At 52.7% G+C, this 1,914-nt stretch carries 2 protein-coding genes; one reads left to right on the forward strand and one right to left on the reverse strand.

The features are described 5' to 3' along the window. Positions 1 to 110: 110 nt before the first annotated feature. Positions 111 to 1,556: an RHS repeat-associated core domain-containing protein gene (locus tag ACXRVY_RS26545; protein ID WP_411740707.1), complete on the forward strand. Its 1,446-nt coding sequence runs from the start codon at positions 111 to 113 to the stop codon at positions 1,554 to 1,556. A 96-nt stretch (positions 1,557 to 1,652) separates the two neighbouring features. Here ACXRVY_RS26545 and ACXRVY_RS26550 read toward each other — a convergent pair. Then, positions 1,653 to 1,914: EscU/YscU/HrcU family type III secretion system export apparatus switch protein (locus tag ACXRVY_RS26550; RefSeq protein WP_458238679.1), on the reverse strand; the 262-nt coding region annotated here is incomplete at its 5' end.

The raw sequence follows: 1,914 nt of genomic DNA on the forward strand, positions 1-1,914 counted from the left end.
AACTTTTGACGCCGGGTGCCGGCGTAGAGGGGGTACTGCAAGAAGCCTTCCAACTTTTGCGGAGGGTGGGATAGAGGGGGTTTCAAGAAGTTATGGTGTCACCTGGGCTGATGCCTTGGCAGGCAAGCCCTGCCCTCAAACTTGCGTCGAATGCAGATTTTGCGTTCACCCCCGATCCTGTGGGAGCCGGGCTTGCCCGCGATGAGGCCGGTACTGTCAGCACACATCTCAAGCACCCACCCCAAGCCATCGAAATGCACACATCCCGCTGGGTCGCGCAGCGCCCCCAAAACCGACGACCGCGTCCTATCAGGCCAACCAACCCGCTGATCTACGACTGCTGCGCAGCCGAACGAGAGCAAGCCCTCGCCACAATCGATCGTTGTCCCAGAGCTTTCCGGCACGACAAATACATGGAAAACCTAGCAGTTCTGCTAGTACCCAACCCATGCCAAACCGCCAATACTGAGCTTCCGCACTTCGGACCTTCGGAGCAACCTCCCATGACATCGCCGCGCGAGACCGTACTCTGCCAATACCACTACGACCCTCTTGATCGACTGACCAGCCACGCACTGCCAGATACCCCCGAGCGCCAGCGCTTTTACTGCAAAAGCAGGTTGGCTACCGAGGTACAGGGGGCGATGCGCTACTCGATCGTTCAGCACGGTGATCAGTTGTTGGCGCAGCAGCGAAGTGAGGGTGATATACCCGATACCAAGCTACTGGTCACCGATCAGCAGCGCTCGGTGTTACAGACGCTCAAGGCGGATCGTCCAACTCAACCCATTGCCTATTCACCCTATGGCCATCGCCCTGACGAGAACGGGCTACTCAGCCTGCTTGGTTTCAACGGTGAACGGCCGGATCCGGTGACCGGGCATTATTTGCTGGGGAATGGGTATCGGGCGTTTAATCCGGTTTTGATGCGGTTTAACAGTCCGGATAGTTGGAGTCCGTTTGGGAGAGGTGGATTGAATTCGTATGCATATTGCCTGGGGGATCCGATCAACCGTCACGATCGAAATGGGCACACCCCGTATTCTTTCATGACTGCCATCCCAACTTATTTAAAGAAATCAATATTACATAAAATACAAAATAGCGTTTCACTATCAAAACTGCCTAAAAAAATGCGCTATAAAAGCGAGCTCATAAAGAAGCAAGTCGCCGAAAAAATACAGACATCAACCAGAGAAGGAGCCCTATTGGAGAAAGCCGTAAAAGACTCTGGCGATATCAAGCCATTAACATTTACAACAGATCCAAAACTTTCCACAGCCCAATATTTTCAGCATCAAAAACAGGGAGTCTCATTCGACAAGAATGGTATCCCCAATCCCAAAACCTCCATAACGATGACCAACGCTCTAGGACAGGAAACGTTACGCACCGATTTCTTCGATGATAGTTTCAGTTTCTTTCACCATCAAGCCCAAGGTAACGGACCAGAACCTTATAAAACGATTATGAGTGAAGCCGCAGGTAAGACTTTAATCAGAAGAGCACAATACATTCGAGATCACGCACTTCGAAACTATCAAGACCCATCATAATGACAGGAAAAAATTTCGCCCCCTTCGGCAACTCCAGATGCACGTATTACTTGTAGAAGCTGTCGAAGGCCGCGATCTTTCCAGCGCTTAATCGCATCAGGAATCCCGCCGCAAATCCGGCGGAATCGGCAGATCATCCTTGAGCGGATCCGGTCGCTTGCCCTTACCCGCCCGGTACTGTCGGATCTGATAAACGTAAGCCAGCACCTGCGCAACCGCGAGATACAGCCCACCGGGAATTTCCTGCTCAAGCTCGGTGGAGTAATAAATCGACCGCGCCAGCGCCGGGGACTCCAGCAGCAAAATCTCATTGGCCGCTGCGATCTCACGGATCTTCAGGGCCAGGAAGTCGCTACCC

It is taken from the genome of Pseudomonas sp. P5_A2_2 (assembly GCF_054177685.1).